Origin of the sequence: Bosea sp. PAMC 26642 (genome assembly GCF_001562255.1) — a bacterium.
In the GTDB taxonomy this organism is placed as follows: Bacteria; Pseudomonadota; Alphaproteobacteria; order Rhizobiales; family Beijerinckiaceae; genus Allobosea.
In genome coordinates, this window is record NZ_CP014301.1 from 1,742,242 (window position 1) to 1,765,608 (window position 23,367).

Consider the following 23,367-nt stretch of genomic DNA (forward strand, 5'->3'; position numbering starts at 1 on the left):
TCCGCAACTCTTGATTCAACGCCCGGCCCATCAGGCCGGGCGTTGTCGTCTGGAGGAGGCATATCGGCCTAGCGGTCCGCAAGCGTCGCCGAAATCCGCGCGTTGCGAACGGCTGCTTCGATCAGCGTGCAAACATGCTGATTTCCGCAGCCGCTCGCCGATGGCGGCGACAAGATCAATACCTGGCGTCAGGCGCTCGGGCGGCATTCAAGCACTCCTCCTCGGTCGGCTGCCTCCGGACCATAAACGAGGTCTCGGTCCAGGCGATTAGGCCAAGGTCGCGGAAACGGGCCAGCCAGCCCTCCATCGGCCAGACGCCCCATTTGCGGTGGAAGATCTCGGCGTTCCTCACGATGTCGCTGAAATGCTGGAGCGGCGGATCGGAAACGCCGTGGTGCTGGTGGAATGCGCCGGGGCCACCGAGGAACAGGAGTTCGAGCCCGGCCTCGCGCGCGGCAAAGCTGAAATCGGTGTCCTCCGCGCCATAGCCCGTGAAGCTTTCGTCGAACCCGCCTATCCTGTGAAAGGTGGCGCGCGCGACACCGAAGGCGAGCGACCAGAACAGGCCGGCATTGGCCTCCCGCCTGAGACCATCGCCCGGGAAATCCCGCGCAGGATGGCGCATGCCCGTGGCGCGCAGCCCGGTCTCCGTCCAGCTCTCGCCGACGCCGCCGGCCCCGAGATACAGAACTTCCGCACATATCAGCGCGTCGTTCTGCAGCAGGGATGAGTTCATCGCGCCGCATAGTCCCGCCGCCGGAATGCAATCGACGTCAAGGAACAGGAAGCGATCCGATCGCGCGTGGGCCGCCGCCAGATTGCGAGCCCGAGCCAGCGGCAGGCCTGGGACGTCAAGGCGGAGCACGCTGACGGGGAAGTCGCATTCGGGCCGAGCAATCGGGGTATCGCTCATATCGACGATCACCAGCTCGGCGGGAGCCGGGACGCTGCGCCGGAGGCCTTCCATAAGGTTGCAAAGATGCGATTCGCGGTTCTTGACGAGGGTGAGGACGCTGATCATGCGGTCCGGCGCCACAGGTCCAGGCGATACTCCGCCTTACGTTCTGCAAGCAGCGTCTCGACATCGATCGACAGCGTCTCTTTCAGCGCCTCGACGGCGTCGTCTCCGCTCTGCGGATAATCCGTCTCGCCGGTCCAGTGCACCAGGATCAGATCCCCGCCGGGGGCGAGAAAACCGGCGATACGCTGCGCGGCCAGCACAAGGTCCGCGTCGTCCCAGTAATAGGCGACTTCCGACAGGACGATCAGATCGAACACCTCCGGATGCGCGGGCACGGCGAGAGGAAAGCTCATACGGGCGAAGCGGATCGTTTTTTGCTCCGCACACCGAATCCTGGCCCTGTCCAAGGCGGTCTCGCTGACGTCGACGGCCAGCAGCGTGTCGCAATGCGCCGCTAGACGCTCGGTCAGGACGCCGTTGGCGCAGCCGATTTCGAAGCCTTGTCGGTAATGGCGGCCGCCGAGCACCGCGAGCGTATGGGCGTATTTGGCCTGCTCATAGGGGCTCGTCTCGAAACCCCACGGATCGGCGGCGCTGGCGAACATCTCCTCGAAATAGGCGGGCGGGAGGCTACGGGGCGCGCGCATTGCGGCCGATCCTCTCATAGAGCACGTCGAACGCCGCCATCCGCTTCTTGGCCTCCGGCAGACGAAACCCCTCGCCGAATTGCGGCGTGACCTGGCTGCGATGGGCGGCGAGCGCCTGCTTGCGCCGGCCAGGGGGCATCGGCGGCGTGCGCAGCGCACGATAGCCTGCGGCTGGCGGCTCGGCCGCCCAGACAACATATTCGAAGACCGCGACCTTCCGCATGGCGGTCGCCGCTACAGCCTGCGCCAGCTCGTAGGCAGCCTCGTGGTCGCAATGCGGTTCATGGCGCGCGGTGACGGCGAGGCCATCGACTCCGCGCCGACGGCACAGCGACACCAACATCCGTCGCGCCGCCTCGAAACCGGGCGCGCCGGGAGCGAAGGGCTGCGCGTCCGGCCAGTTGAGGAACAGCGGCGCCGGTGCGTAAGGCCCGGCGAGGCGCCTGACGGCAAGCGCCGCTTCGCAGCGCCTCGCGGCGATGAGGCGGGCCCGGGACGATTGCCCGTCATGGCTGTGGGAGCCGACGCCGTCGGTCAGGACCACGACCCCGGCCAGGGTGTTCCGCGAGGCCGCATGGGCAATCAGCGCGCCGCAACCCAGCGTCTCGTCATCGGCATGGGGCGCCAGGACGAGCCAGCGAGCCGTTGCGACCGCGCCTTGCGCGAGCGGACGAGCGGCGAACGGCCGGCTCACCATAGCCGGTCGTCCTCGCCCCAGGCGTCGTGGTCGAGCCAGGCGATCGCTGCTTGGTCGCGGGCGTGGTCGGGACCGGCCTGGCGCAGATACAGGCTCAGGTCGCGGGTGATCTTGTCGATGCGTTGGCCGTCAAAGGCGCTGCGCGTTCCCACGATCCGGGCCGAGAGCTCCATCACGTCGAGCGCCGCGCGTTCGACGATGCCGCGCGCCATGCGCACGAAACTCGGTGCATCCGGCGCATCGTCGGCCGCGCGTTGGCTTGCCTCGCGCACCCACAGATAGGCCGTGCGGGTCGCCGCGACCGCTTCACCGAACTTCAGTCGCTGAAGCGGATCGCCGCGAGCCGCCTCCGACATCGCCTCGCGCGTCTCCGCCACCAGACCCTCCGCGCCGCCGAGCTGGACCGCCAGGAAACGCCAGGCGCCAGCGGTAAAGCGCGGCTCGCCGCCGTAATCGCCGGGAGCGCCGAGAAGCTGGTTCTCGTCGGGCTTCAGGCCGGTGAGGTCGTAACTGCCGCTGACGGTGGCGCGCATCCCGCGCACCCGCCACCCCGAGAGGTCGGCGCGGCCTGGGAGGTTCGCGGGCACGACGACGAGCTGCGTCACGCCGTCCTCCCGCCGCGCCGTGACGACGGCATGAGTGAGGCCGCCGGCTCCGGTGGCGAAGGCCTTGGCTCCCGAGAGGAGCCATCCGTCGCCGTCGCGGCTGAGCGCGACGCCAGGCGGCGGCTCGGTCGCCCAGACGCCGTAGATCGCGCCATTGCGCAGGCTCAACATCAAGCCGGCCTTATCCTCGGCGGAGCCGAACCAGGCGAACAGCTTCAGCGCGTTGACATGCCCCTCGAAGATGCGCCCGAGGCTCAGATCCGCCCGCCCGATGATGCGCAGCACGTTGAACAACGCCGCATTCTCCGAGCGCGCGTCGGGGAAATTCTCGCCGCCGCTTTCCGGCGGGGCGAAGAGACGGAGCAGTCCCGCCTTCCGCAGGGTCTCGACGCTCTCCTGCGGGTAGAGCGGGGCCGCGTCATAGCGCGCGCCGGATTCGACCAGCTGCTTGAACACGGCCTGGACCCGAGGAGCGAAATCATGGGGCCGAGCGACGGGTTGCGACGGGGCGACGCGCTGGCCCTGTTCAGTCATTTGCATGGGCCGTGCCTCCCTTTGCGGTTGCGATCAGGAACTGCGCCGCCTTGCGCGGTCCGTCAGGATCGTGCAGGCGGCTGAGGGCCTCGGGTCGCAGCGCCTCTGCGGCTGCGATCAGCCCGGGCCATGCCGTAGCTTGCGGCCATCGCGCCAGGACGATGGCTGCGCCGAGCGCCTCCAGCCGGCCCGCCTTGGAGCCCTGCTCGTCGAACGGGCGCGACTGCGGCAGGCAGATAAACGGCCGCCCCGCCGCGATCACGGCGTTGACCAGGCCGTCCCCGGCCCCGCCGATGACCACACCCGCTTTGGCGATCTCGGCATCGGCATCCTCGATCCAGCCTGGCAGTTCAAGATTACGCGGCTGCTCGCGCGGCTGCGATACCGGCCCGATGGCGCGCCATTGCAGAGCGGGCACGGCGCGGGCCGCCTCGGCAAGATCGTCTCCACTGCCACCTGGGCCACCCATCCCGTAGACGACCAGAACGGTGTCAGGCTCCAGCTTCGCAGGCGCGGGCTTCGCGATGGTCAGCCCCGGGCAGAAGCGCGTCCTGGTCCGCACCCACTCCACCGTCGAGGGCTCGTCGAGGTCGCGGTGGAACGGCGCCATCATGGCGTGCGCGCCGCGAAAGGCTTCGAGATGGGCAGCGTCGTCGCGCGCGCCGCCGAGCCTGACATAGACGGTCGGCGTCGCGGCCAGCCGAGCCAGCATGGCGATCTCGACGGAGACGTCGACCACCATGAGCGCCGGGCGCGTGCGTGCGATCCAGCTCGCCAGCAGCGCGACCCGCTGGCGCACGCCGTCATGATCGAACGGCGCATAGTGCAAAGCGTGAGGCCTGCGGCCGGCGCAATCCGCGCCGTCGAAGGTCGCGTTGCCGACCGGCCTGTCGTCGGGCAGGTCGAGACAGGTGATGCCGTCCGTCCGCCCTGCGAGCCCCGTGCCGATCAGCGTGAAGCATCCGGGCGCCGCCCGGGCGATCGAGAGCGCACGCCGGCGATGGCCGTCGCCGTGATGGTGAACGTAATAGCCGATCGGGCGGGTCAAGACGGCAGGTCCATCAAGGTCAGGTCCGCGTCATGCGGCATCGGCGGCAAGGACCGCTCCGCCGTGGTAAGACCGCTCGCTCCGCCGGGCTGTCTGCGCATGTCGCGCCGCCAGAGCGACCGGCCGCGCCAATGCTCCAGGCGGGGAGCCATCAAAGCCTGGGCCGGCGCGGCGGTATCGGCCATCCGCCTCATCATCTCGGCCATCCCGCCGCTGGCCCGGCCTTGCGAACGCGCCGACACGCGCGTCCAAACCGACATCGGGTGAACGAGCCGCCCGCCGGCGATCACGGCGGCTTCGACAAGGGCGCGATCCTCGCCCGAAGCCAGAAGCGGAACGCCGCCGGACTTGGCATAGATTTCCGAGGTCAGCGCGAGGCTGCCTCCGGTGTGGTCGCCATGACGGGGCGGAATATCCCAAGGGCTGGGGTCGAGCTCATCCTCGATCCTGCGAACCGCCGCCCAGTAGCGGTCCCACAGCGCACGACCCCGGATCACGGCGGGCGGGATCGAATCGTGCTCGTCCAGCACCAGCCGACCGCCGACGATATCGGCGCCGGCGGCAACCGCATCGAGATTGGCCTCGATCCAGTCCTCCGGCGGCCGCGCATCCGCATCCGTGGTGATCAGCACGCCCCCGGATCCTCCGAGGCGTTTCACGCCCATGGCCATCGCGGCCGCCCTGGCCGAACCGGCATGGGCGAGGTCCGGCGGAAAATCCCGGATGTCGCATTCGATCAACAGGCGATCGCGATATCGAGACATCGCGGTAAAAACCGCGTCAGCCGAACCGTCCGATGAGTTGTTCAGACAGATCGCGACCGGGATCGATCCTTCAACGCTCTGCCGGGCCAATGCGTCGAAAAGGCGCGGCACGCGCTCCTCCTCGTCGCGAGCCGGCACGCAGACACAGAAGGGCCGGCGGGCCGACGCCCGGTGCTCCGCTGTGTAGGCTCCATCGCGCGCCATGAAGTCTGATCCTTTGTCTGCTGAGGTCAGGCAGCGAACTGTTTCTCGGGCATCGACCGGGCGGCCCTGTCGATCAGGCCGGCGTAAAGCGCCTCGTATTCGTCGATCATCCGCTCGGCGTCGCAGCGCTGCTCGGCGCGCGCACGGCAACTGCCCCGGTCGAGGCCTTGGGCGGCCGTCGCGGCCCGGGCCAACGATGCCGGATCGTCCGGCGTCGCCAGCACGCCGCAGCCGGCATCGAGCAGTTCTGGAATAGCGCCGCGCGCGAAGGCCGCAACCGGGACGCCGCAGGCCAGGGCCTCGGCGACCACCAGGCCGTAGGGCTCCTCCCAGCACGGCGTGCACAGGAAGGCGCGGGCGCCGCCGACCACCACGGCCAGTTCGACATGCGGCAGATGGCCGAGATAGCGGATCTGGTCGTTCAGCCTGGGACCGACCTCGCGGTCGAAGTAATCCTGGTCGGAGATCGGGCCGGCGATCAGCAGATTGGCACCGATCAGGGCAGCGGCCGTGATCGCATGATGCAGGCCCTTTTCGGGAACGATCCGGCCATACCAGACCAGATAGGGCTCAGGAGCAGGAGCGGCGTGGAAGGCGAAGCGGTCGAGGTTGATCCCGTTCATGATCACGTGGTCGACCGGCGCGACCTTGCTCCAGGACCGGCGGATCGAATCCGACACCGCGACGAAGGTGGCATGCGGGGCGCGGCAGAGCCGGACGCCGCTTTCGAGCCAGGCGAAAGGCGGCGTATGCAGCGTCGTGACCAGCGGCATCGGCAACGCGTCGGCCATGGCGACGGGCAGGTAATGCAGGGAGTTGTTGTGGATCAGGTCGAAGGATCGCCGCCGCAGACCGTTCATCAAGGAGAGATAGGCATGGTGTTCCTGAAAGAAGGCCTTGTCGGGCGCTTCGTTGCAGCCGATCGCCAGAAGCGAGGTCTCGTCGCAGATCGCCTCGACGAAAGCCGCCGGCTCGGAGCGCGAGGACGCGAAGACGGTGACGTCGTGGCCCCGGCGCCGGAGCGCGCCCTGCAACATGGAGGTATGCATTTCGAGACCGCCGGCAAACGGCTCGCAAATGGCGTGCTTGAGATGAGCAATGATCCCGATACGCAACTGCCGCTCCTGTCCGTCGAGGTCGAGCATCCGGGCCAAGCCGCTTGCGGAAGCCTCCCCGCAATGCAAGCTCATCCTCACGGCAGCATCGAATTCGTATACTGATGACGATTACATCCCGATGATTTTGCGGAACGCGAACCTGAACGCGTATCAGGATCAATAAGTTCCAGCCTCTGATCTCGAGTTCGTCGTAGACGCAATATTGTGTCGGAGCTTCTTTTATATAAGAAAATCATGGTTTTTAGTATGAATTCGGCCAGTAATTAACCGCGCCTCGCAAGAATTCAGTAAAGAGTATTTACCTCGCCGACGCGGCCCGACCACCGTTCACATTGACGTCCAGTTCATATATATGCTGATTAAGTCTGCGTTGCCTGTGCTGCGGCTGATCTCACCTGAACGAGGACGGCCTTGACCCTGTCTCCTATGAAAGTTCGTTCAACGCGGATCGACGGCGTATCTCGGCCCCTTTGGCTTGATAGCCCCCGACGATATGGGCTTATCAGCCGGGGCTTTCACTGGCTGATGGCAGCACTTTTCGCCTGGCAGTTCGCAGGCGCCCTACTCTTCGTCACGGTCGGAGACTCCGCCGTCACGCGGTTCGTGGGCGGCACTCATCTCGAACTCGGCTTCGTCCTCTTCGCGCTGGTGCTGCTGCGTGGAGGTTGGGGCCTGGCAAATTGGAAGCGCAGACCGCCGCATCACGACCGCGTCGGTCGCGTGGCGGCCGCCGTTCACATGGTGATTTACGGACTAATGATCGTGGTACCGGGCATCGCTCTGCTGCGGCAATCCGGATCCGGAAAGCCATTCTCTCCCTTCGGCATTCCTGTCCTGCCAGCCCGCGCGGAGAAAATCGACTGGATGATCGTGCCGGGCGATCTACTTCACTACTGGCTCGGCTTCCTGCTCCTCGTTGTCGTTCTCGGACACGCGGGCATGGCGGTTCTCCATCGCCTTATGTGGAAGGACGACCTGTTGAAGCGGATGACCTGAAATCAGTGGCTGCGTTTTAAAAGAAGGGAAGCGCGTTCTATCGCAACATGTCAGACCGTGATGTGCATCTGCCCTGCAGCGCCACGGGAAAAATCCGGCGCTCGCCCCGCGCCGCCAAGCGCAATGTCGCGACGAAGGCGCCGTCCCCGACCCCGTGGCTTTCGGCAACGATGCAGAGCGCGCGCACCTACGAGCCGGTCGCCACCTTGAAATGATGCTCTTGCTATGGCGACCTTCCGTGAGAATGGCTCAGTCCGGCTGGAACCGTGATGGGGCGGGCGAGCCGGGCCTGCGCGGTCAGGCGAATGCCGGCATTGGCCGCCCCATACCCGCGATAGCCATCACGCTGGACGATCTCGAAGAAGAAGCCGCCATCGAGCGTCGCCGTATAGGCCTGCCAGAAGGCGCCATGTCCGTCCTGATCATAGAGGATGTTGAGTGCCTTCAGCGCATCGATTTGGCCGGGCGCGAAGTCGGCCCTCGCTTCGAGGTCTTCATAGTAGTTTTCCGGCATCGGCAGCATCGCGACTCCGTTGGCCATGAGCGTCTCTACCGTCGCGCGGATATCATGCGTTGCCAGGGCAATGTGCTGGACGCCCGAGCCGAAGAAATCGGTGACGAAGCGCGCCGACATCGTGCGGTGGCTTTGTGAGCCGTTCAGGACCAGGCGCAGGGGATGGTCAGGCTGTCCACCGTCGCCGCTTTCGATGACCTGGCTTTGCACCACCCCGCCCGGATCGATCACTGCCTGGCTCGGAGTTTTCCGTGCATCCAATAGCGAGGTGTAGAACAGCAGCCAGGTGAGCATCTCCTCGTACTGCATGGTCTGCGAGATGTGGTCGACTGCGATAAGCCCGGCGCCCTGTCCGCTTTCGCCGGTCGACACGAAATCGACCTCGGACCAGCGCCCAAGCGCCACGCCACCATCGAGAAAATAGACCAGACTGCCGCCGACGCCGCGTACGGCGGGGATGTCGAGTTCGCCCGGACCGATCGCGCCGGCATGTGGCACGTCGAGCAACGCCTTGGCGCGCTCCGTCGCAGCCCGCGCATCGGCCACGCGCAGCGCGATGGCGCAGACGGAAGAACCATGGGTGATCTGATAGCTGTGTGCGAAGCCGTCCTCGTCGCTGTTCAGGATGATGCGGATATCCCCCTGTCGCCAGAGATCGACATCCTTTGAGCGATGGGCTCCGGTCCTGACAAAGCCGAGCGCACGCAGCAGCCGCTCGAACTGGCTTCTCTCGCTTTCGACGACGGCGAACTCGATGAATTCGACCGCCTCGACGCGGGCCGGCGGCGGCATGGCCGGGGCGCCGCGCACCGGCTTCCCGATCCGGCGCGCGGTCTCGTCGAGCAGCCAGAGCAGCGAGCGATGACCGTCGAGCGCGACAGAGCGCGCGGAGCCTGCTCGAAAGCGGTCGTTGAAGATCTCGAGCGAGAGGAATCCGTCGAAGCCGGTCGAGATCAGCGCCTGCATGAAATCGGGCAGCGCGAACTCGCCCTGGCCGGGCAGGCAGCGCCAGTGCCGGCTCCACGACAGATGGTCCATCTGCAGGAGCGGCGCGTCGGCCAACTGCACCATGAAGATGCGGTCACTGGGGATCGTGCCGATCGTCGAGAGGTCGAGCCCGCGCGACATGATGTGGAAACTGTCGAGGATGATGCCGACATGTGGATGGTTGGCGCGGCGGACGATTTCCCAGGCATCGCGATAATCGTAGACATGCTTGCCCCATGCCAGCGCCTCATAGCCGACCCTGAGGCCCCGCTTCGCCGCGCGCTCGCCCAGCTCCGCGAAATCCGCCGCGAGCCGGTCGATGCCGCTCAGTGCCTCCGGGGAGACGGTCGAGCAGACGAAGAGCAGGTCCGTTCCGAGTTCCTGAAGCAGGTCGAATTTGCGTTCGGCCCGGTCGAAGGTCCGGGCGCGCCTTGAATCCGGCATGCCCTCGAAATCGCGGAACGGCTGGCAGGTGACGATGCTCAGGCCGAGATCGCCGCAGATGCGGCGGACATCGGCCGGTGAACCGGGGAAGGCGATGAGGTCGTTCTCGAAGATCTCGACCGCGCGGAAACCTGCGGCGGCGATGGCTTCCAGCTTTTCGTGAAGCGTTCCCGAGACGCAGACCGTGGCGATCGATGGGATCATGGCCGCTTCTCCTGATAGCTCACCTGTGCCACGGCGCGAAGTTCGTCAGGCGTGGTCGTCGGGAAGCCGAAAAATTCGAGATAGGCCGGGATTTGCTCGAACAACATGTCCGTGCCGATCTGGAATGTGCAGCCGCGGGCGCGGACAGCTGCGAGGAAGGGAGTCATTTCCTGCTTCATCACGACCTCGCCGACGAATGTTGTCGGCGTGATCCTGCTGACATCCATCGGCAGCGGGTCGCCCGCTTTCATGCCCAGCGGCGTCGCGTTGACGACGATATCGAATCGGGCCGGGTCGGCGGAGCCCGTCTCGACGCCTAGTCGCGGGTAATGCCGCCGCAGGCGCTCGGCGAGACCCGCCATCGCGGGGATCGTCGCGTCGAACAGCGCCAGTCGCGCGACGCCGGCCTTCGCGAACGACGCCGCAATGGCCGCGCCGACTCCGCCGCAACCGACGACGAGCACCTGCGCGCCGGCGACCGCGCGGCCTTTGCGCAACACGCCGCGCACGAAGCCCTCGCCGTCGAACATGTCGCCGACGAGGGCGCCATCAGCCCGGAGTTTGACGGCGTTGCAGGCGCCCGCGATGGCGGCAATGGGGCTGACCTCATCGACCAGGCCGAGCGTCGTCACCTTGTGGGGCATGGTGACCAGGGCGCCATGGGCGTTGGACAGCGCGAAGAACAGCCTCAGGAAGGCCGGATAGTCGGGCGGCTTGCAGCCCATCGGCACGACGACCGCATCGATGCCCTCGCGTGCGAAATAGGGGTTGTAGATCATCGGCGCCTTGAAGCTCTCGGTGGGATAGCCGAGATGGGCGATGAGTTTCGTGGTGCCGGTGATCATGCCGCGACCCGCTTTTCCGGACCCAGCATCACGGCCGTATGATCGCGGGCCGAGCGCTTGACCGCCTCGACGACCCGAAGCGTGCGCAGCCCTTCGCGTCCGGAGACCAGCGGGCTCGCGCCGGTGCGGATGACGTCGCAGAAATGGCGGATCTGCACGGCGAGGGGATCGTCGGGCGCGAAGGTTACGCGCTCGCGCCGGAGCGGCTCCCACCAACTGCGCTTGCCGGGATGACTCCAGAGTTCGAGCTGCGGGATGGTGAGCGCGCCATGCGTGCCGCCGATCTGGTAGCAGGACTGGTCCTGGCGCGGATAGGCGGGGTTCTCGCCGGTCGTCATTTCCCAGCTCCAGGGCGCGACGACGGAATCCGAGACGCTGACGGTCGCGAGCACGCCGCTTTCGAAGCGCAGCAGGATGACGGCCGTCTCCTCCACCGCGTGTCCACGCACGGCGTTCGAGTCCAGCGCATGGACCTCGACGACCTCGCCGCAGAGATGGCGAAACAGGTCGATGTCGTGGATCAGGTTGAGGAAGACCGGCCCGGCGCCGGGCTGGCGCCGCCAGCTGGCCTCGAAATAGTCGTCGGGCTTCATCAGCCAGAACTGGCCCGAGATGGTGAGCATTTGCCCGAGCCGGCCCGACTCGACGATCTCCTTCGCCTTGGCGATCATCGGATTATGGCGTCGGTGATGGCCGACGAGCAGCACCACGCGCGCCGCCTCCGCCGCCTCGACCAGCGCGGTAGCGGCCGCGACATCGTCGGCGATCGGCTTCTCGATCAACGCGGGAATGCCGGCCGCTACCGCGTCGAGCCCATGCGCGACATGCAACTGGTTGGGCGTTGCGACGATGACGCCATCGGGTTTTTCTTCGGCCAGGGCGTCGGCAAAGCTCGGATGCCAGCGGGTCCCCAGCCGCTCCGCGAGAGCGCGTCCGACCGGCGAGGGATCGACGATCGCCGACAGCACGGCGCAGGGCTCGGCCGCGACATGCTCGGCATGGCGGCTGCCGATCAGGCCTGCGCCCATCACCACGAGTCTGGCTGGCTTCATCGTGCGTTTCGCTCGCTTGGTTCAGGCGTCAATGCTTGTGAAGGATTTCACCCAGAAATTTGCGGGTGCGCTCGTGACGGGGCTTGGTGAAGAACTCGACCGGAGGCGCCTCCTCGACGATCGCGCCACCGGCCATGAAGATGATCCGGTCGGCGACCTGCCGGGCGAAGCCCATCTCATGGGTAACGCAGATCATGGTCATGCCCTCCTCGGCCAGGCCGATCATGGTATCGAGCACCTCCTTGACCATCTCGGGATCAAGCGCAGAGGTCGGCTCGTCGAACAGCATGACCTTGGGCTGCATACAGAGCGCACGGGCGATCGCGACCCGCTGCTGCTGCCCGCCGGAGAGCTGAGCCGGATATTTTTCCGCCTGCTCCAGGATCTTGACGCGGGCGAGAAGACGTCTTGCAGTCGCCTCGGCCTGCGTCTTGCTCGCGCCGAGCGAACGCATCGGCGCAAGCATGCAGTTTTCCAGTACCGTCATGTGCGGGAACAGGTTGAAGTGCTGGAAGACCATGCCGATCTCGCGTCTCACCGCGTCGATCGTTCTGGCGTCCCCGCCCAGCAAGGTACCGTCGACCCGGATCTCGCCCTTCTGATAGGGCTCGAGATGGTTGATGCAGCGGATCAGCGTCGATTTGCCCGAGCCGGACGGTCCGCACAGGACGATTTTCTCGCCTGCGCGAACCGACAGGTTGATGTCGGTCAGAGCCTGGAAATCGGCATACCATTTCTCGACATGCGCCATGCTGATCATGGCGTCGTGTGGGGCTTGCGCGCCCGAGGACCGGGTTGTCATGTCGAGGCTCCGATTCAGGCCTGCCCGGCTCAACTGACTGCGAAGGTGATGCCTTCGAGAGTGTCGGGGAATTTGTGCACCGGCACCTTCATCCACTTGTCGTAGATCTTCTGGAGCTCGCCATTGGCCTTGATCTTGTCGATGAAGCTGTTGATCGCGGCGTTGATTTCCTTCTCGCCCTGGCGGGTGCAGGCGCCGTTGTAGAGGTTCTGGAATTCGAGCTTGTTCTCGAATTCGCCGGGACGGGCCTGCTCGATGCGCTGGATGTAGAAGATGTTGCCGCCCAGCGCCTGGATCTGGCCCGAGACCAGCGCCTGGATGGACGGCGCATCGCCGTCATAGCGGCGGATGGTCGTGCTGGCGGGCGCGTTCTTGGTTACCTGCGTGTCCTGGGCTGCACCCTTGGCGACGCCGATGGTGAACTTGCCCATGTCCTCGTTTGTCTTGATCGTATCGGTCTTCTTGCCGATCAGCACGATCGTGTTGGCGACATAAGGCTTGGAGAACTGCACCACCTTGGCGCGCTCGGGCAGCATCGCCATCGTGGCGAAGAGCACGTCGACGCGGCCCGTGGTCAGCGCGGGAATGCGGTTGTTGACCTCGAGCGGAACGAACTCGACGGTCACGCCGAGTTCCTTGCCGAAGAGCGCGGCGATGTCGGCGTCGAGCCCGTCCTGCTTGCCGGCGCTGGTGACGAAGCCCCAGGGCGGATTGTCGCCCTGGATCCCGACCACGATCTTGCCCTTGGACTTGATCTCCGCCGGCGTCACCGCCAGGGCAGGCCGGAGGATCAGGCTCGGCGCGCCAAGCGCCACCGCGCCTCCCAGCAGAAGTGTCCGGCGGTTGGGCAGGCTCTTTTTCATATCGGTCATCGTTTCTCTCCCTTGGTTGAACGTTGTTTTTGTTTGGTAGTCTTGTTCCTTCATCAGCGGGTCGCAACCGCGAGCTGCTGTTCCAGCCGTGCGCCCAGGAGCGAGAGCGGCCAACACATGACGAAGTAGAGGATGCCCACGACTCCGAAGACGAGAAGCGGCTGGAAAATCTGGTTCGAGATGATGTTGCCGGCCCGCGAGAGCTCGGTGAAGCCGACGATGGCGGCCAGCGACGTGCCCTTGATCAACTGGACCAGAAAGCCCACCGTCGCCGGCAGCGAGATGCGGATCGCCTGGGGGAGGACCACATCCTTCATCCGTGAGACGTAGTTCAGGCTCAACGCCTTGGCCGCCTCGACCTGGCCTTTCGGCACCGCCTCGATCGAACCGCGCCAGATCTCGCCGAGATAGGCGCTGGCATGGAGCGTGAAGCCGATCGACACCGCGACCCAGGCATCGAGCTTCAGGCCGATCAGAGCGAGCCCGTAATACACCACGAAGAGCTGCATCAGCAGCGGCGTGCCCTGGAAGATGGCGATATAGCCCGAGGTGATGCGCTCCAGCAGCGGAATGCCCGAGGAACGCGCCAGCGCCACACCGAGCCCGAACGCGCCGCCGCCGACGAAACCGATGGCCGACAGGGCGACGGTCCATTTCAGCCCGACCAGAAGGAAGAGGAATTCGTTATTTCCCATGACGACCTCCTCACTTCACCGGGTAGCTGAAATAGCGCGACGAGATGACCCCGAAAAAGCGCATCATCAGCCAGGACATCACGAGGTAGAACAGCGTGACGGTGCCGTAGACTTCGAAGCTGCGGAAACTGTCGGACTCGATCCGCTGTGCCACGGAGGTCAGTTCATAGGCCGAGATCGCCGAGGCCACGCTGGTGGTCAGGGTCAACAGCACGAACTGGCTGGTGAGAGACGGAAAGATCGCGCGCAAGGCCGGCCGCAGCACGATCAGCCGGAATACTTGGCTCCTGTGCAGGCCGAGCGCGAGACCGGCCTCGATCTGACCTTTTCCGATCGACTGCACGCCGCCGCGAATGATCTCGATGGCATAGGCGCCGCCATTGATGCCCAAAGCGATGATCGCGGTCGGATTGGGATCGAGCCGCAGGCCCGCCAGCGGCAAGGCGAAGTAGATGAAGAAGATCTGCACCAGAAAGGGCGTGTTGCGGATCAACTCCACGAAGGCCATCACCAGCCAGCGCACTGGCTTGATGCGCGAGTCCCGCAGGATCACGCCGCCGATGCCGATGACGATGGCGAGTGCCATGCCGCCCAGCGCCAGGACGAGCGTGCCAAGGCAGGCCGCCAGCAGGTTCGGCAGCCCATCCACTACAGGCGTGAAATCGAGCGTATAGTTCATGGCGTTTCCCGTGCGGTCGACCTTCTAACGGGTCGATCCAAGTCCCGAAATCTGCACCGGCGCCTCTGAGCGGGCGCCTTCGCCACCGCCTCGCCAAGCTTGCGAAATGATGACCACATGCTAATTGTACCAGACGGTCCAATTCGTCAAGACAATTGAACCGGACGGTCCATTTCGACCGGTACCGGCCTATCGGGGTCAGCCCTGCCGAAAGACGCGCAATGAACGAGTTGTCCGCAGTGGTTCGAAGGCCCACCCGAGCGCGCAAGGCGGCGGGCTGGACGCAGGATCCCGACGGGGTCCGCCGCGACATTCTCGATGTCGCGCGCGAAGAATTCGTGGAAAACGGGCTGAGCGGCGCCAGGGTCGACGACATCGCCGCGCGCATGTCGACCAGCAAGCGGATGATCTATTACTACTTCGGCGACAAGGAGGGCCTCTACCGCGCCGTGCTCGAAGAGGCGTATGCGCGCATCCGCACTTTCGAGCGCAGTCTCGATCTCGCGGCCCTGCCCCCTTGCGAGGCCATCGCGACCCTGACCGGGTTTACGTTCGACTATCACGCCGATAATCCCGATTTCGTCCGGCTCGTCATGGTGGAAAACATCCATCATGCGCGGCACCTGGAGACGTCCCGCAAAATCACCGAGCTCAACCTCTCGGCCATCGAGATGATCGGAAGCGTCTATGTGCGCGGTATCGACGAGGGCGTCTTTCGCGACGGGCTCGACCCGATCGACATCCATCTCACGATCAGCGCGCTCAGCTTCTACAACGTTTCCAACCAGGCCAGCATCAGGCAGGTTTTCGGCTACGACATGGCTGCGCCAGAGGCGCGTGTCCGCCGCCGCCTGAGCGCGATTGATACGGTGCTGCGTATGCTCTGCCGCTAAGGGCGCCAGCCGGAGCGGCGGCGGTTCGGCTCTGGAGTGTGGACGTTGCATGGGCGGGCGCCGTCAGTCCCGCTTGACCAGGCCGGCCATCGCCTGGATCGCCAGTTCATAGCCGGCCGCGCCGAAGCCGAGGATGACGCCCGTCGCGGTTCGGGAGATCAGCGAGTTATGATAAATGCTCTCGCGCGCATGGACGTTCGAGATGTGCAGCTCGATCTTCGGGCCATCGAACATCTTTAGAGAGTCGAGCAGCGCAATCGAGGTGAAGGTGTAGCCGGCGGGATTGATGATGATTCCGCACGCCTTTTCGCGCGCCTCATGCACGCTCTCGACCAAAGTCCCCTCGAAATTGGTCTGCCGGAACTCGATCTCGAAGGCCAGTGTCGCGGCCTTCGCGGCGCAGCGCTCGCGAATCTCGTCCAGCGTCGTCCTGCCGTAGACGGCAGGTTCGCGCTGGCCGAGCAGATTCAGATTGGGCCCGTTCAGGACATAGATGCGGTTCGTCATTGGCATTTCTCCCGGAGCGGCCCTTTTGGCAGAGATTTGATCGCGCCGGTTGCCCAGCTTGCCTATCCGGATAACATCGGCCGAAATCAGCATCAACCGAGATTCCATTTTTCATATGATGATCTTTAGTTGATACGATGTCCGGCGGCGTCGATCTGTCTCGCGGCCCGGAAAGCGCGTAGTGTCGGCAATGGAATCGCTCAGGGCACGGACTGGCAGGATGGCGGAAGCGGCAATCGAGTTCGGTGGTACGGACGGCTCCTTCGCCTCGGCCGGCGAGCAGGCCTATGAGCGGATCCGCTCGGACATCGTCTTCGGCAAGCTGCGGCCCGGGCAGCGCCTGACGCTCGAAAAGCTGCGGCCGCTTTATGGCGTCAGCGTCAGCACGCTGCGCGAGATCTTCAGCCGCCTGACGCCCGAGGGGCTTGTCACCGCGGAGGGACAACGCGGCTTCCAGGTCGCAGCCTGCTCGGCCGAGGATCTGCGGGAGATCGCGGCCCTGCGCCTGCTGATCGAGAAGGACGCTCTGGCGAAGTCGTTCCTGGCGGGCGACATGGAATGGGAGGGCCGCGTCGTGTCGGCCCATCACAAGCTGGCCCGGCTGGAAGCGGGACTGCTGTCCGGCGACGTCTCGCGCACACAGCAATGGAAACGCTACGACTGGGAATTCCATCAGGCCCTTGTGTCGGCATGTGGATCGAAGGCCCTGCTCCACCTCCATTCCGGCATATATGACCGCTATTTGCGCTATCAGATGGTCTTCGTGATTTTCCGTGGAGCCGTGGCGGCCGACGAGCATCGCGTCTTGCTGGAATGCGCGTTGAAGCGCGATGCAGACCGGGCACAGGAAGTTCTGGGCCGCCATATCCAGGGCTGTCTCGACTTCGCCTTTCAGAACCGGCTGCTCTGAATTCCCGAACGCTGGGCAGCTCCTGGATCTGTTAATCAAGTCTGGGAAGCGCGGGCCACCAGTTCAGCGACGATGGCAACGCTTTCCCCGATGTCGTCGCCAATCGCCGCAGCGGCGAGATTGGCGGTGATCGCGGCCTCGTCGATTTCAAGACCTTCGGCAACGCCCGCCATCGCCTCGGCACTGCCCGCCGCGAGCAGGAAAAGGTCGGTCAGCGCCGGTCCTTCGGCCTGCCACCCACCGAGACCGCGTTCCTCCTCGGCAGGCAAGCCCGACAGGATGCTGGAGACGAGGCCGGGTGCGCGCAACGCCGCCGATAGCGCGATCTGGCAGCCCGTGGGGTTGCGCTTATGCGCCATCGCAGAAGATCCGCCACGCCCTGGAATTGCCGGCTCGCGCGCTTCGCCGACCGCATTCTGTGCCAGCAGCGCGACATCGCGCGCCATCTTTCCAAGCGCTCCGATCAGGATCGCGAGAGCCGCCGCGATCGCTGCGATGCCGCCCCGGTTCGCGTGCCAGGGAGCGCCCGCCGCGATGTGCAGCGCCAGCGCAAGACGCTCCGCGATCTGCGCCCCCTTCCCAGCCATCCCGGCGCGTGTGCCGGCGGCACCGCCGAGCTGGACCCGCGCAGATAGAGCGACCTCGTGGTCGAGCCTTAGCGCTGCCGCGGCGATACCCGCCTGCCATTGCGCGATCCGCAGACCAAAGCCGATCGGCAGGGCATCCTGCAAAAGCGTACGCCCGACAGCAGGCGTGGCGGCATGGCCGCTTGAATGCTTCGTCAAGGCCGCAAAAATCCTGTCGAGATCACCGCGCAGTAGGGCGTGCGCCTGCCTGATCTGGCAGGCCAGGACCGTATCGGCGACGTCCTGGCTGGTCGCGCTTTTGTGCAGATCGGCTGCTGCGGTGCCGGACAATGTCGCGCGCAGGCGCTTGACCAGGGGAATGGCGAGCGTGCCCGCCAGCGCTGCCTCGTCGGCGAGCAGAGCCGGATCGACTGCAAAGCCGGCACAGGCTGCGGCGATGGCCTGCGCATCGGCTGCCGCGATCACGCCCTCGGCCGCTTGCGCGCGGGCGAGTTCCGCTTCGAACGCCAGCGCATGGCGCAGCGTCGCCGCATCGTCGAAGACCGCGAGCATGGCCGGCGTCGTGGCCGGACGGGTTCTGAGGTGCTGGCTCACAGATCGAAGAACACGGTTTCGTTCTCGCCCTGAAGGACGATGTCGAGCCACCAGGTCTCGTCGGGCTTGCGCTTCGCGATGAGAGTCTCGCGCCGGTCCACAGGGACGAGAGAAAGAATCGGATCAACGTCGTTGCCCTCGCCATCGGCGAAGTAGAGTCGTGTCGGCAACCGCTTGATCAGGCCGCGTCCGAAGACCGAAACGGCGAGATGCGGTGCCTGTAGCGTATTGCCGGGGCCGGGCACGCGGCCGGGGCGGATGGTGCGGAAGCGGTAGATGCCCTGGGCGTCGGTCGAAGCGCGGCCGAACCCGACGAAGTTCGGGTCCAGCGCAACGTCGTCGCGGTCATCATCTCCGCTGGCATAGCGACCGGCGGCATTGGCCTGCCAGATCTCGATCATCGCGTCGGGGATGGGGGCGCCGTCTCCGTCATAGACGCAGCCGGCCACCGTGATGACCTCGCCTCGAGGCGTGCCGGTGACGCCGGAGGCGCCCAGCAGGTAATGCTCCGGCGGCATCAGGTCGGGCCGCGCGCCCATTTCCGAGACACCGACCAGGTCGGCGCCGCCCTTCCAGGGAAGGCCGTAGTGGAAATAAGGACCTACAGTCTGCGACGGCGTCTGGCCGAACAGCGCCGGATCCTGGTTGTCCTGGCGCGGCGCGGCATTGCGTGTTTCGAGGTCAGTGGTCGTCGTCATGGTCGTCCTCGAACGGGGTCTGGTCGCGGCCCCGCAGCACGATGTCGAAATTGTAGCCGAGCGCCCAGTTCGGCACCGTCGTGCCGATGTCGAAGCGGGCGATCATGCGCTGGCGATAAGGCATCGGCACGGCGTTCGCGATCGGATCGATCTCGATCAGCGGGTCGTCGGGAAAGTACATTTGCGTGACCAGCCGCGTGGCGAAGGCCGGCCCGAGTAGCGAAAGATGGATATGGGCGGGACGCCAGGCGTTCTTGTGATTGCCCCAGGGATAGGCGCCGGGGCGGATCGTGACATAGCGATAGCGACCCTCGGCATCGGTGAAGATGCGGCCGGCGCCGGTGAAGTTCGGGTCGAGCGGGGCCGGCCAGTCGTCCTTGCCATGGATATAGCGGCCAGCCGCATTGGCCTGCCAGACCTCGACGACCGTGTTGGGCACCGGCCGGCCTTGCTCGTCGAGCACGCGGCCGGTGACGACGATGCGCTGGCCTTGCGGCTCGCCCTTGTGCTGGGTCGTCAGGTCGGCCATGGCGCCGCCCATCAGCTTCGGCCAGGCGTTGCTGGGACCCGTGATCTCGGTGAGCGTCTGCGGCACCGCGATCGGCGCCAGCCGTGGGCTGCGCGGCACGGTCGAGCGATAGTCCGGCACGAGCGAAGGGGGAGCGCCCGCATCCTCTCGCGAATAAGGCAGGATCAGGCTCACGCCGCCCGCTCCTGGAGCGAGGGCAAAACCGCGAAGGCAGCGCCGGTTTTCGCCTTGATCTCGGCGAGATCGACGCCAGGGGCGATTTCGATCAGGGTCAGGCCGCCCTTCACCTTGTCGCAAGCCATGACGCAAAGGTCGGTCACGATCAGGTCGACGACGCCAGCACCCGTCAGCGGCAGGGTGCAGCGCTCGAGCACCTTGGATTCGCCGGCCTTGTTGGCGTGGTCCATCACGACGATGACTTTCTTGACGCCTGCGACAAGGTCCATGGCGCCCCCCATGCCCTTCACCATCTTGCCGGGGATGGTCCAGTTGGCGATGTCGCCATTGGCGGCCACTTCCATGGCGCCGAGGATGGTCAGGTCGATATGGCCGCCGCGGATCATCGCGAAGCTGTCGGCCGAGGAGAAGAAGCTCGAGCTCGGCAGGATCGTGATGGTCTGCTTGCCGGCATTGATCAGATCGGGATCGGCCTCGCCCTCATAGGGAAAGGGGCCGATCCCGAGCAGGCCGTTTTCCGACTGCAGCGTCACGTCGACGCCGTCGGGAATGTAGTTTGCCACCAGCGTCGGGATGCCGATGCCGAGATTGACGTAGAAGCCGTCCTTCAGCTCCCTGGCCGCGCGGGCGGCGACCTCTTCGCGGGTCCAGGCCATCAGGCTGCCTCCCTCTTGCGCTCGGTCAGCTTCTCGATGCGCTTCTCGTTGATCGTGCTCTTGATGATGCGGTCGACATAGATGCCTGGCGTGTGGATCGCCTCCGGATCGAGCGAGCCGACGGGCACGATCTCCTCGACCTCGACCACGGTCACCTTGCCGGCGGTCGCCATGTTCGGGTTGAAGTTGCGCGCCGTGCGCCGGTAGACGAGATTGCCGGCGGTGTCGGCCTTCCAGGCCTTGACGATGGCGAGATCGGCACGCAGCCAGGTCTCACGGACATAGAGCTGGCCCTCGAACTCCTCGACCGGCTTGCCCTCGGCGACGACAGTGCCGACGCCCGTCCTGGTGTAGAAAGCCGGGATGCCGGCGCCGCCCGCGCGGATGCGCTCGGCCAGCGTGCCCTGCGGATTGAGCTCCAGTTCGAGTTCGCCTGCGAGATATTGCTGTTCGAACAGCTTGTTCTCACCGACATAGGACGCGATCATCTTTTTGATCTGGCGGCTTTCGAGCAGCATCCACAGCCCGAAACCGTCGGCCCCGGCATTGTTCGAGATCACCGTCAGCTCCTTGACGCCCGCCTTCCGGATCTCGGGGATCAGGCTCTCGGGATTGCCCGACAGGCCGAAGCCGCCTGACATGATCGTCATTCCATCGAAGAGAAGCCCTTCGAGGGCCGCCGCCGGACTGTCGTAAATCTTGCCAGCCATGATGTCCTACCCTGTCATGTCCGAGATCTTTCCGCGATGAGCGGTTCGTCTCTTCGGACCTTCTTGAATTCAAGCTCGCTCCAGCGCAATGGCGATGCCCTTGGCTCAGAGATCATCCGCCCGGATGGAGGAGACGCTGCCGCCGAAGCGCCCGATCGGCGTACGGACATAGCCGCAGATGAAGGCTTCGCTCATGTCCGGTCGACGCCAGCGGTCGGAGAGGAAACCATTGTCGAGAAGGCCTCCTTGCAGATCTTGTAGGCGCGGTTTGCCGCCGGTACGCCGGCATAGACGGCGACATGCATCAGCGCTTCCTGAACATCGGCCTGGGTCGCGCCGGTATTGGCTGTAGCGCGGACATGCATGGCGACCTCCTCATCGTGGCCCAGAGCCGCCAGCAAGGCGATCGTGATGATCGAGCGCTCGCGCCTGGTCAGCCCTGGCCGCGACCATACCGTTCCCCAGGCGCCTTCGGTAATGAACTCCTGGAAGGGGGTATCGAAGGGCGTCATGTTACCGGCGGCACGATCGACATGCGCGTCGCCGAGCACCGCCCGCCGTGTAGCCATGCCAATCTGGTACCGCTCGCTATGATCGGGCATTCGCGGCTTCCCTTGCAAGATGTGCGTTCAGTTCACCGATGAAGGCGGCGGGCTGCTCCACCCCTGGCAAATGCCCTGCATCGGCGATGATCGAGAAATGCGCCTGCGGGACAAGACCGGCGAAGGCCTCGACCAAGGTGACCGGTGTCGATCCATCCTGATCGCCGACCACGCAGGTCGCGGGAACTGCGACGCGCCGGGCGGTCTCGGTGAAATCCGCGTCGCGGATCGCCGCGCAGGCCGTGGCGTAGCCGCGCGCGGGTGTTCGCACGAGCATGTTGCGCCAGCCGGCCAGTTCGACGGGCGATCGCTTGCGGAAGCCCGGCGTGAACCAGCGCTCCAGGATGGGATCCGCGATTGTATCCAATCCGTCGGCGAGCACTGTGGCAATGCGGCTGTTCCAGGTGTTCGCATCACCGATCCGGTGGGCGGTGTCGGCGAAAAACAGAGACCGCACCCGCTGCGGCGACCGGGCATACAGGCCGAGCGCGATCAGCCCGCCGATCGACAGACCGACGATCGTCGCGCGCTCGACCGCGAGTTCACCCAGCAGTTCGTCGAGATCCCCAGCGAACTGATCGATCGTCGCCTCGTCCGGCCCGAGGCCGGAAAGCCCGTGCCCGCGCTTGTCGTAGCGAATGACGCGGTGGTTGTTTTGATAGGCGGGCGCCACGGCGTCCCAGACGCGCAGATCGGTTCCCAGCGAGTTGATGAAGACGATCGCGTCCCCACCCCGCGCGCCGTCGTCCCGGTAATGATGGACGATGCCATTCGAGAGAACGCACTGCACGGCCGCACTGCCCCGGTGTCTGCTGGATTCAGATTGGCTATAGCCACGACTTCAGGTTATGCCAAATAAGAAATATGCTGTAATTCATAACGCATGGGTTATGTGATGATCGATGCCCGTGTCCGCCTGAGACACATCACAGCATTTCTCGAGGTCATCCATCGCGGCAGCGTCACCGCAGCGGCTGATGCGCTGACCGTGACCCAACCCGCGATCTCGAAGACCTTGCGGGAACTCGAAGACATTCTGGACGCGCGCCTGTTCGACCGGAGTGGACGCGTCCTTGCCCTGTCCGCCGCAGGAGAGGTGTTTTTGCACCATGCGGAAGCCAGCCTCTCCGCGCTGCGGCGCGGGATCGACAGTGTGCGATCGGTCGAGAGCCAGCACCTGCTGCGGATCGGCGTGCTGCCCACCGCGTCCGCGCGCACCATGCCGGAGGCAATGAAACTGCTCAAATCGCAGCAGTTTCGTCCAACGTTGCGCATTGTCACCGGCGACAACGACGTTCTGCTCAGCCAATTGCGGAGCGGCGAACTGGATTTGGTCGTCGGCCGCTTCGCCGGGCCCGAGCGCATGACCGGGTTTTCCTTCGAACAGCTCTACTCCGAGCCGCTCGCCTTCGTCGTGCGGCCGGATCATCCCGGTTTGAACGCGGCGTTCGACATCCGGCGTCTGCGCGACTTCCCGGTCCTCATGCCACCTCCGCGCTCGGTCATCCGTCCGACCGTCGATGCCTTTCTGTTCGCGAATGGCGTCGGCCGGATCTCTGATCAGATCGAGACAGTGTCGATGGCGTTTGGGCGCCGATATGTGCGGATATCGGACGCCGTCTGGATCATCTCGGTCGGTGTCGTCGACGACGATCTGACGCTCGGCCTTCTGGCTCTTCTGAGGGTCGATACCCGCGATACCCAGGGCCCGGTCGGAATCACGACCCGCGCCGATGAGATCGGGGCCAATCCGTCGCTCGCCGTCGTCGCGCAAGCGTTGCGAACGGCGTCCGCTCCGCATCGGTTGGGCGCGATAAGTTGAAACGGAGCCTGGGA

25 protein-coding genes and 1 pseudogene are annotated in these 23,367 nt (G+C 65.4%); 4 read left to right on the forward strand and 22 right to left on the reverse strand.

The annotated features are described in order from the left end of the window. Positions 1-175: 175 nt before the first annotated feature. The 7 genes from AXW83_RS08145 to AXW83_RS08175 are packed head-to-tail and all read right to left on the reverse strand — an operon-like array spanning position 176 to position 6,605. The gene (locus AXW83_RS08145) at positions 176-1,021 is read right to left on the reverse strand and encodes a glycosyltransferase family 2 protein (protein ID WP_210179654.1); all 846 of its coding nucleotides are present in this window, start codon (positions 1,019-1,021) and stop codon (positions 176-178) included. Continuing rightward, positions 1,018-1,566 carry a class I SAM-dependent DNA methyltransferase gene (locus AXW83_RS08150; RefSeq protein ID WP_236841861.1) on the reverse strand — a complete coding sequence of 183 codons (549 nt, stop codon included), beginning with the start codon at positions 1,564-1,566 and terminating at the stop codon, positions 1,018-1,020. The genes AXW83_RS08145 and AXW83_RS08150 overlap by 4 nt, the downstream gene beginning before the upstream one ends. A 25-nt stretch (positions 1,567-1,591) precedes the next feature. Then, on the reverse strand, positions 1,592-2,305 hold the full coding sequence (locus AXW83_RS08155) for a PIG-L deacetylase family protein (RefSeq protein WP_082767019.1): 714 nt from the start codon (positions 2,303-2,305) through the stop codon (positions 1,592-1,594). After that, positions 2,299-3,450 carry an acyl-CoA dehydrogenase family protein gene (locus AXW83_RS08160; protein WP_236841862.1) on the reverse strand — a complete coding sequence of 384 codons (1,152 nt, stop codon included), beginning with the start codon at positions 3,448-3,450 and terminating at the stop codon, positions 2,299-2,301. The genes AXW83_RS08155 and AXW83_RS08160 overlap by 7 nt, the downstream gene beginning before the upstream one ends. Then, the gene (locus tag AXW83_RS08165; protein WP_066612182.1) at positions 3,437-4,492 is read right to left on the reverse strand and encodes a glycosyltransferase; all 1,056 of its coding nucleotides are present in this window, start codon (positions 4,490-4,492) and stop codon (positions 3,437-3,439) included. Before AXW83_RS08165 ends, AXW83_RS08160 begins: the two co-directional genes overlap by 14 nt. Continuing rightward, positions 4,489-5,460: a glycosyltransferase family A protein gene (locus tag AXW83_RS08170; RefSeq protein WP_066612184.1), complete on the reverse strand. Its 972-nt coding sequence runs from the start codon at positions 5,458-5,460 to the stop codon at positions 4,489-4,491. Before AXW83_RS08170 ends, AXW83_RS08165 begins: the two co-directional genes overlap by 4 nt. A 26-nt stretch (positions 5,461-5,486) precedes the next feature. Continuing rightward, positions 5,487-6,605 (reverse strand): glycosyltransferase family 4 protein, encoded by a 1,119-nt coding sequence (locus tag AXW83_RS08175; protein WP_236841863.1) that lies wholly within the window; start codon positions 6,603-6,605, stop codon positions 5,487-5,489. A gap of 384 nt (positions 6,606-6,989) precedes the next feature. Between AXW83_RS08175 and AXW83_RS08180 the strand changes: the two genes are divergently transcribed. After that, entirely contained in the window at positions 6,990-7,574 is a 585-nt protein-coding gene (locus AXW83_RS08180; RefSeq protein ID WP_236841864.1) for a cytochrome b, read from the forward strand. 223 nt (positions 7,575-7,797) lie between these two features. Here AXW83_RS08180 and AXW83_RS08185 read toward each other — a convergent pair whose 3' ends face one another. From AXW83_RS08185 to AXW83_RS08215, 7 genes are all read right to left on the reverse strand, one after another. Then, on the reverse strand, positions 7,798-9,723 hold the full coding sequence (locus AXW83_RS08185) for a bifunctional sugar phosphate isomerase/epimerase/4-hydroxyphenylpyruvate dioxygenase family protein (protein ID WP_066612186.1): 1,926 nt from the start codon (positions 9,721-9,723) through the stop codon (positions 7,798-7,800). Further along, positions 9,720-10,568 carry a shikimate dehydrogenase family protein gene (locus AXW83_RS08190; protein WP_066612187.1) on the reverse strand — a complete coding sequence of 283 codons (849 nt, stop codon included), beginning with the start codon at positions 10,566-10,568 and terminating at the stop codon, positions 9,720-9,722. Before AXW83_RS08190 ends, AXW83_RS08185 begins: the two co-directional genes overlap by 4 nt. After that, positions 10,565-11,620 carry a Gfo/Idh/MocA family protein gene (locus AXW83_RS08195; protein WP_066612191.1) on the reverse strand — a complete coding sequence of 352 codons (1,056 nt, stop codon included), beginning with the start codon at positions 11,618-11,620 and terminating at the stop codon, positions 10,565-10,567. Before AXW83_RS08195 ends, AXW83_RS08190 begins: the two co-directional genes overlap by 4 nt. A 28-nt stretch (positions 11,621-11,648) precedes the next feature. After that, on the reverse strand, positions 11,649-12,422 hold the full coding sequence (locus AXW83_RS08200; RefSeq protein ID WP_442855228.1) for an amino acid ABC transporter ATP-binding protein: 774 nt from the start codon (positions 12,420-12,422) through the stop codon (positions 11,649-11,651). 29 nt (positions 12,423-12,451) lie between these two features. After that, positions 12,452-13,285 (reverse strand): transporter substrate-binding domain-containing protein, encoded by an 834-nt coding sequence (locus AXW83_RS08205; RefSeq protein ID WP_066620127.1) that lies wholly within the window; start codon positions 13,283-13,285, stop codon positions 12,452-12,454. Between the two features lie 62 nt (positions 13,286-13,347). After that, positions 13,348-13,989: an amino acid ABC transporter permease gene (locus AXW83_RS08210; protein WP_066612196.1), complete on the reverse strand. Its 642-nt coding sequence runs from the start codon at positions 13,987-13,989 to the stop codon at positions 13,348-13,350. Positions 13,990-13,999: 10 nt separating this feature from the next. After that, complete coding sequence (locus AXW83_RS08215; protein ID WP_066612198.1) at positions 14,000-14,668, reverse strand: amino acid ABC transporter permease; 669 nt, start codon at positions 14,666-14,668, stop codon at positions 14,000-14,002. 221 nt (positions 14,669-14,889) lie between these two features. Between AXW83_RS08215 and AXW83_RS08220 the strand changes: the two genes are divergently transcribed. Further along, complete coding sequence (locus AXW83_RS08220) at positions 14,890-15,561, forward strand: TetR/AcrR family transcriptional regulator (RefSeq protein ID WP_066612202.1); 672 nt, start codon at positions 14,890-14,892, stop codon at positions 15,559-15,561. A gap of 63 nt (positions 15,562-15,624) precedes the next feature. Here AXW83_RS08220 and aroQ read toward each other — a convergent pair whose 3' ends face one another. Then, positions 15,625-16,068: a type II 3-dehydroquinate dehydratase gene (aroQ, locus tag AXW83_RS08225; RefSeq protein ID WP_066620129.1), complete on the reverse strand. Its 444-nt coding sequence runs from the start codon at positions 16,066-16,068 to the stop codon at positions 15,625-15,627. Between the two features lie 220 nt (positions 16,069-16,288). On the opposite strand from aroQ, the gene AXW83_RS08230 reads away from it, so the two are divergent. Beyond that, on the forward strand, positions 16,289-16,978 hold the full coding sequence (locus tag AXW83_RS08230; protein WP_066612204.1) for a GntR family transcriptional regulator: 690 nt from the start codon (positions 16,289-16,291) through the stop codon (positions 16,976-16,978). A 353-nt stretch (positions 16,979-17,331) separates the two neighbouring features. Here AXW83_RS08230 and AXW83_RS08235 read toward each other — a convergent pair. From AXW83_RS08235 to pcaD, 7 genes and pseudogenes are all read right to left on the reverse strand, one after another. Continuing rightward, positions 17,332-18,117 (reverse strand): annotated as a pseudogene (locus AXW83_RS08235) (lyase family protein); the annotation flags it as partial. A gap of 38 nt (positions 18,118-18,155) precedes the next feature. Then, positions 18,156-18,857 (reverse strand): protocatechuate 3,4-dioxygenase subunit alpha, encoded by a 702-nt coding sequence (gene pcaG / locus AXW83_RS08240; protein ID WP_066612208.1) that lies wholly within the window; start codon positions 18,855-18,857, stop codon positions 18,156-18,158. After that, entirely contained in the window at positions 18,841-19,560 is a 720-nt protein-coding gene (gene pcaH, locus AXW83_RS08245) for a protocatechuate 3,4-dioxygenase subunit beta (protein ID WP_066612210.1), read from the reverse strand. The genes pcaG and pcaH overlap by 17 nt, the downstream gene beginning before the upstream one ends. Beyond that, entirely contained in the window at positions 19,557-20,219 is a 663-nt protein-coding gene (locus tag AXW83_RS08250; protein WP_066612211.1) for a 3-oxoacid CoA-transferase subunit B, read from the reverse strand. The genes pcaH and AXW83_RS08250 overlap by 4 nt, the downstream gene beginning before the upstream one ends. Next, on the reverse strand, positions 20,219-20,929 hold the full coding sequence (locus tag AXW83_RS08255) for a CoA transferase subunit A (RefSeq protein WP_066612212.1): 711 nt from the start codon (positions 20,927-20,929) through the stop codon (positions 20,219-20,221). Before AXW83_RS08255 ends, AXW83_RS08250 begins: the two co-directional genes overlap by 1 nt. A gap of 191 nt (positions 20,930-21,120) precedes the next feature. Beyond that, entirely contained in the window at positions 21,121-21,531 is a 411-nt protein-coding gene (gene pcaC / locus AXW83_RS08260; RefSeq protein WP_066612213.1) for a 4-carboxymuconolactone decarboxylase, read from the reverse strand. Further along, complete coding sequence (pcaD, locus tag AXW83_RS08265; RefSeq protein ID WP_066612214.1) at positions 21,518-22,321, reverse strand: 3-oxoadipate enol-lactonase; 804 nt, start codon at positions 22,319-22,321, stop codon at positions 21,518-21,520. Before pcaD ends, pcaC begins: the two co-directional genes overlap by 14 nt. Before the next feature lie 105 nt (positions 22,322-22,426). On the opposite strand from pcaD, the gene pcaQ reads away from it, so the two are divergent. Further along, the gene (pcaQ, locus tag AXW83_RS08270) at positions 22,427-23,353 is read left to right on the forward strand and encodes a pca operon transcription factor PcaQ (protein WP_066620132.1); all 927 of its coding nucleotides are present in this window, start codon (positions 22,427-22,429) and stop codon (positions 23,351-23,353) included. The last annotated feature ends 14 nt before the right edge of the window (positions 23,354-23,367 follow it).